5 protein-coding genes are annotated in these 6,460 nt (G+C 73.1%); 1 reads left to right on the top strand and 4 read right to left on the bottom strand.

What is annotated here, in order from left to right; genetic code table 11:
- Positions 1–201 precede the first annotated feature (201 nt).
- The 4 genes from EYA84_RS23745 to EYA84_RS23730 are packed head-to-tail and all read right to left on the bottom strand — an operon-like array spanning position 202 to position 4,541.
- On the bottom strand, positions 202–1,011 hold the full coding sequence (locus tag EYA84_RS23745; RefSeq protein ID WP_131055478.1) for an inositol monophosphatase family protein: 810 nt from the start codon (positions 1,009–1,011) through the stop codon (positions 202–204).
- Positions 1,004–1,456: a response regulator gene (locus tag EYA84_RS23740; protein WP_131055476.1), complete on the bottom strand. Its 453-nt coding sequence runs from the start codon at positions 1,454–1,456 to the stop codon at positions 1,004–1,006. Before EYA84_RS23740 ends, EYA84_RS23745 begins: the two co-directional genes overlap by 8 nt.
- On the bottom strand, positions 1,453–3,339 hold the full coding sequence (locus tag EYA84_RS23735; RefSeq protein WP_131055474.1) for an ATP-binding protein: 1,887 nt from the start codon (positions 3,337–3,339) through the stop codon (positions 1,453–1,455). The genes EYA84_RS23740 and EYA84_RS23735 overlap by 4 nt, the downstream gene beginning before the upstream one ends.
- Positions 3,336–4,541, bottom strand: a complete 1,206-nt coding sequence (locus EYA84_RS23730; protein ID WP_131055480.1) for a PP2C family protein-serine/threonine phosphatase — start codon at positions 4,539–4,541, stop codon at positions 3,336–3,338. The genes EYA84_RS23735 and EYA84_RS23730 overlap by 4 nt, the downstream gene beginning before the upstream one ends.
- Before the next feature lie 202 nt (positions 4,542–4,743).
- Here EYA84_RS23730 and EYA84_RS23725 point away from each other — a divergent pair.
- A partial coding sequence (locus EYA84_RS23725; RefSeq protein ID WP_131055472.1) for a M28 family peptidase occupies positions 4,744–6,460 on the top strand: 1,717 nt, incomplete at its 3' end.

The following is a 6,460-nucleotide window of genomic DNA, read 5'->3' as shown; positions in this document are numbered from 1 at the left end:
GCGTCGGCCGCCGCCGACGCCGGTCGGCGGCCTGCTGGCGAAGACCGCCGGTCAGGATACCGGACCGGACCCGCAGAACCACGCCCCCGAACCCCGCACCGGCCGCACCGTCGACACACCGACACCACGCCCTCACCCAGCGCACTCGCATTCACGTCGGTCACGGCGTGCGAGCGGTCGTGGATCTCCCGATGCCAGCGGTCAGGGTGCCAGGAGCGTGTTGTGCACCTCGGTCCACACCTTGTCGCTGGCGGCCACCAGCAGACCCGGCTCGGTGTCGGCCGGGTGGTAGTCGGTGCCGTCGAGACGACGGGCCACCCCACCGGCCGCCCGGACCAGCAGCGTGCCGGGGCCGTGGTCCCAGGGCAGGGTGCGCCAGAACAGCACGAACTGCTGCCGCCCGGTGAGCACGTCGAGATACTCGCGGCCGGCGCAGTGCTGGCCGGGCAGCAACTCGCCGATCCGGGAACTGCCGGCCACGACCGTCCGCTGCGACGGCCCCGGCAGGAACTTGGTCATCGCGGCCCCCCGCAGCTCACCGACGGGTGGCGCGTCGGCGGGAAGGCGCAACGGCGCACCGTCGACGTACGCGCCCCTGCCGTCCTGCGCGGTGGCCAGCGTCCCGGCGACCGGATCGAGGATCCACGCGGCCGTCGGACGCCCCTCGGTGAGCAGGGAGACCATCAACGCGAACGGGGACTTGCCGGCTGCGAAGTTGGCGGTGCCGTCGATCGGGTCCACCAACCACACCTCGCCCGAGGAACCCAGGTGCCGCAGCAGGCCCGGATCGTCGGCCACCGCCTCCTCGCCGACCACCACCGAATTGGGGCGTAGCCGACGCAGCCCGGCACTGATCATGTCCTCGGACCGGCGGTCGGCGACGGTGACCAGTTCACCGGGGGCCTTCTCGGTCACGTCGGCGTCGTCGAGGTGCCGGAAAAGCGGCAGCACCACCCGGTCGGCGGTCTCCCGCAGCAACCCGGCGACGTCGTCGACCAGGGTGTCAGCCACGCGGCGGCAGCTTCACCACGCTGACGAAGAACTCGTCGATCTGTCGGACCACCGCGATGAACCGCTCGAAGTCCACCGGCTTGGCGACGTACGCGTTGGCGTGCAACTGGTAGCTGCGCAGTATGTCCTCGTCGGCCTGCGAGGTGGTGAGCACCACGACCGGGATGCGGCGGAGCTGCTCGTCCTTCTTGATCTCCTCCAGCACCTCCCGGCCGTCCCGGCGCGGCAGGTTCAGGTCGAGCAGGATCAGGTCGGGCATCGGCGCGTCCGCGTACTCGCCCTCGCGGCGCAGGTAGGCCAGCGCCTCGGCGCCGTCGGAGACCACGCTCAGCCGGTTGCGCAGCTTGTGCTCCTCGAAGGCCTCCCGGGTCATCAGCACGTCGCCCGGGTCGTCCTCGACCAGCAGCACCTCGATCGGGCTGTTGCCGTCAGCCGGCGCGGTCATCTCACCGCCTCCTTCATGCCACCAGTTCCGTTGCCCGCCGCCCCGTCCGGGGCCTGCGGTCCGCCGTCGTCGGGCGACCCGCCGGTGCGCTGCGCGACGCCGGACGAGGGCCGCCCCGCACCCACCTCTTCGCCGACCGTACCGCCGTCACCTGGGGTTTCCGCACCCGATCCGGCTCCGTCACCGCGCGACGACCCCGCGTCGACGCCGGTGGCCCCGGCCGTCGACGGCCCGTCACCGGGCCGCTCCGCCGCGTCCGGCCCGGCGCCATCCGCGTCCGACGCCGCCTCGGCGGTCGATCCGTCCGCACCGGCGGTCTGCCTGGCGCGCTCGATGTCGGCGGGGAGCGCCGGCAGGGTGAAGCGGATCGCGGTGCCCTCCGGCACGTCGGTGTCCACCCAGACCCGGCCGCCGTGGTACTCCACGATCTTCTTGACGATCGCCAGCCCGATGCCGGTGCCCGGGTACGCGTCCTTGGCATGCAGCCGCTGGAAGATCACGAAGATCTTCTCGGCGAACTCCGGCTCGATCCCGATGCCGTTGTCCTGGCAGGTGATCTCCCACTCGTCGTCGACCAGCCGGGCCGAGACGTGCACCTTCGGGGTGACGTCCGGCCGGCGGAACTTCACCGAGTTGCTGACCAGGTTCACCAGCAGATTGGTGAGCAGCGGCTCCTCGCCCCGGATCACCGGCAGGTCGCCCCAGGTCAGCTCCGCGTCGGCGTACTGGCGGGCCGGCTCGGTCTGCGCCGACACCTCGCCCATCAGGCGGTTCAGGTCCACCTCGGTGAACCCGGCGGTGATCCGGCCGATCCGGGAGAACGCCAGCAGGTCGTTGATCAGCCGCTGCATCCGCTGCGCGCCGTCCACGGCGAAGGCGATGTACTGGTCGGCCCGCTCGTCGAGGCGGCCGGCGTACCGGCGCTGGAGCAGCTGGCAGAAGCTGGCCACCTTGCGCAGCGGCTCCTGCAGGTCGTGCGAGGCGACGTAGGCGAACTGCTCCAGGTCACGGTTGGACCGGGTCAGCTCCTCCGCCTGCTTCTGCAACTGGGTGTTGACCCACTCGATCCGTTCCCGCGCCTCGCGTACCTCGGCCAGGTCCGCGGCGATCTTCTGGCGCATCGCGTCCACGTCCTCGCCGAGACGCTGGAACTCCGGGGGCCCGGCACCGGTGATCCGGTGCGAGTAGTCGCCGGTGGCCACCTGACGGACCTGCCCGGCCAGCGTGGTCAGCGGACGCAGCACCATCCGGTCCAACGAGAGCAGCAGCGCGATGCCGGCCAGCGCGACCACCAACGCGGCGACGATGAGCAGCACGACGAGCAGGTTGCCGGTCCGCTCGACGTCGCGGGCGGTCGCCTCCCGGGCGGTGAAGATCTCGTCCTGCAACGCGGCGACCGAAGCGCGCAACTCGTCGAACCGCTGACGGCTCTCGTCGGTCAACAGGGCCTGCCCGGCCGCCGTGCCGCTGCTGTTCGTGGTGTCGATCACCGGCTGGGCGACGGTGCGCCGCCACTCCTGTGCCTGCTGCTCGACCACCACGAGGTCGTCCACGATGGCCGGGTACTTGCCGGACAGCTCCCGGATCTCCCGGGCTGTCGCCTGCTCCCGCGCCAGTCCCTGCTCGTACGGGCCCAGGTCCTCCGGATCACCGGTGACCGCGTAACCGCGTACCCCGGTCTCCTGGTCGAGAAGCGCGTTGAGCATCTCCTGGCCCTGCACCCGCAGCGGTCCGACCTGCATCAGCAGCACGTCGGTGTACTCGCGGTTCTTGGTGGCCACGACCGCCTCCGCGCCCGCGACGCTGAGCAGGATCGCGCCGACCACGCCGAGCATCACCAGCACCCGGCGACGCAGCGTCCACGCACTCGCCACCAGGTTCATCGGCCGCCGCCCCGGGAGACCAGCAGCATCGCCACGTCGTCCGCGAACGGGCCACCGTTGAGCTGCTCGGCCCGACCGACCAGCCAGGCCGGCATCTCGGAGAGCGGGAGCTTGCGGCTGTCCGGCTCGGCGAGCAGGCGGGTGAGGCCGGGCACGTCGAGGCGTTCGTCACCATCGCCCACCCGGCCCTCGATCAGGCCGTCGGTGTACATCAACAGGGACCACTCATCGGTGTCGAACTCCAGGTCGAAGGCAGTCGGCCGGCGCGGCCGTACGCCGAGCAACAGACCACCCGGTGCGGGTACGGGCACCACCCGCCCACCGGTGAGCATCACCGGCGGGGGATGACCCGCCAGCCGGACGGTCGCCCGGTTGGCCGCCAGGTCGAGGCGGACCGCCGCGACCGTGGCGAAGATCTCCTGGAGCCGGCGCTCGCTCATCAGCACCTGCTCCAACGCGGGCAGCACCTCGTCGTCGGGCACCCCGGCGAGGACCAGCGCCCGCCAGGCCACCCGGAGTTCGACGCCGAGCGCCGCCTCGTCCACCCCGTGCCCGCAGACGTCCCCGACGATCAGGTCGACCCGGTCCGGGCGGGTCTGCACCACGTCGTAGAAGTCCCCGCCGATCAGGGCGGCGTGCCGACCGGGGCGGTAGAACGTGTGCACCGCGATCTCGTCGGTCGACATCAGCGGCTGGGGCAGCAGGCCGCGCTCCAGACGCGCCGACTCGGCCTGGCGCAGCTCGACCTCGCGCAGCCGGCGGGCGTTCTCGTCGGCCCGCTTGCGTTCCACCGCGTACCGCAGCGCCCGGGTCAGCAGCACCCCGTCGACCTGGCCCTTGACCAGGTAGTCCTGTGCCCCCTCGGCGACCGCCACGATGCCCAGGTGCTCGTCCGAGCGCCCGGTGAGTACGCACACCGCCGCGCTACCGGACATCTCCAGCACCTGCCGCAGCCCGTCCAGCCCCTGCGCGTCGGGCAGCCCGAGGTCGAGCAGGACGCAGTCGACCCCGGCGACGCGTTTGCGGGCCTCGCGCAGGCTCGTCGCGACCAGCAGGTCGATTCCCGAGTTGGTCTCGGCGAGCAGCTCGCCCACGAGGAACGCGTCTGCCTCGTCGTCCTCGACCAGCAGCACCCGGAGTCGCTCACCGGGCGGCAGGTTGGGATTGCCGCCGAGACCGCCCTGCGGATACGGCCACGACACGACGGAGGGACCGGTCACACCGGTCCCCCGGTGCGGCCGGGTCACCGCCGCCACGGGCGGGAGGTCGTTGGCGATGTCGGGCTCCTTCCGAGTGCCCTGCTGATCCTGTATTAGACAACGTTCGCACACAACACGAGGGGGCGGCCCGGCCCGGCATGGAGGATGATGTCCACCCCCAGGTCCCACCCCCGAGGAGCCACCCGTGGGCGTTCCCCCCAGCCCCGCCGCCGACCGTGCCCTCTCCCGACCGGCCCGGCGACCCCTGGCCGCGCTCGCGGCACTCGTCGCGCTGGTCGCCGTCGGCACCACCGCGCTGCTCGACATCCGGCCCCCGGCACCCCGTCCGGCCGACGCGCCGGCCGGTGAGTTCAGCGCCGGGCGGGCGTACCCGCACGTGCAGCAGGTGGCGAGCCGGCCGCACGTCGCGGGCAGCCCGGCCAACGACGAGGTCCGCGCCCACCTGGAGACGGTGCTGCGCGGTCTCGGCCTACAGACCGAGGTGCAGGACACGGTCGCCGAGGAGGCCGGTCAGCTCAGCGGGGCGGCGGGCGGGGCCACGCTGGCCCGGGTACGCAACGTGGTGGCCCGGCTGCCCGGCACCGCCTCCACCGGCACGGTGTTCCTGGTCGCCCACTACGACGCGGTGCAGACCGGCCCGGGCGGCAACGACGACGGCGCCGGTGTCGCCACCATCCTGGAGGTGGCCCGGGCCCTGACCGACGGCCCCGCCCCGCGCAACGACATCGTGTTCGTGCTCACCGACGCCGAGGAGGCGTGCCTCTGCGGAGCCTCGGCCTTCGCCACCGAGCACCCGCTCGCCGCCGGCAAGGGAGTGGTGCTCAACCTGGAGGCGCGCGGGCGGACCGGGCCGGTGATCATGTTCGAGACGTCGCCCCGGAACGCCGCGCTGGTCGACGTCTTCGGTCGGGCCGCACCGCATCCGGTGGGCACCTCGTTCGCCGTGGAGGTCTACCGGGCGCTGCCCAACGACACCGACTTCACCGCCTTCCTCGACGCCGAGTTCGTCGGGCTGAACTCGGCGTACCTGGACGGCGGGGCGATCTATCACACCCCGCTGGACACCCCGGCCTCGATGGACCGGGCCAGCCTCCAGCACCACGGCGACAACACGTTGGGACTCGCCCGCGAGTTCGGCGCGATCGACCTCGGCGACCTGCGTGCCGGCCACGACGCCACCTACTTCCCGGTGCCGGGCGGGCTGGTCCGTTACCCCGGCACGCTGGTGCTGCCGCTGGCACTGCTGGCGCTGGCGGCCGTCGTCGCCCTCGGCTGGCTGGCCCGCCGCCGGGGTCGGGTCACCACCGGTCGGCTGGCCGCCGGCTTCGCCCTGGGGCTGGTGCCGATCGTGGTCGCGCCGGTCGGCGCACAACTGCTCTGGGTGGCGATCACCGCCCTGCGGCCCGGGTACGCCGAACTCCTCGACCCGTACCGTCCGACCCTCTACCGGCTGGCCGTGCTGGCGCTCGCCGCCACCGTCCTGTTCACCTGGTACGCGCTCACCCGTCGCCGGGTCGGTCCCGCCGCGCTGGCCGTCGGAGGGCTCGGCTGGCTGGCGCTGCTCGGCGTACTCCTCGCCGTGCTGGTGCCCGGCGGGGCGTACCTGGCGACGCTGCCGGCCCTGGCAGGCGCGCTCGCCGGCCTGGTCGCGGTCGCCACCCGTCGCGACGGCCCGGTGCCGGTGGTCGCCGTCACCCTCGGCGCGGCGGTGGCGGTGATCGTGCTGCTGCCCACCGTGGTGCTGCTCTTCCCGGCCCTCGGCATGGGGATGGGCGGCGTGGCCGCCCTCTTCGCCGTGCTGCTCGGCCTGGCCGCGCTCCCGGTCGTGGACCTGCTGCACCCGGAGGCCGGGGGCCAGCGCGGCATGGTGGCGCTGCGGGCGCGCCGACTCGGCGCCCTGC

Source organism: Verrucosispora sp. SN26_14.1 (genome assembly GCF_004307965.1).
Taxonomy (GTDB): Bacteria; Actinomycetota; Actinomycetes; order Mycobacteriales; family Micromonosporaceae; genus Micromonospora.
Note: the sequence above shows the minus strand (reverse complement) of the source record. Positions and strands in the feature narration are given on the sequence as shown.

Bases quoted from the DNA above. Each gene is read 5' to 3' on its own strand.
- EYA84_RS23740 (WP_131055476.1), bottom strand. From the start codon at position 1,456: ATGACCGCGCCGGCTGACGGCAACAGCCCGATCGAGGTGCTGCTGGTC.
- EYA84_RS23735 (WP_131055474.1), bottom strand. From the start codon at position 3,339: ATGAACCTGGTGGCGAGTGCGTGGACGCTGCGTCGCCGGGTGCTGGTG.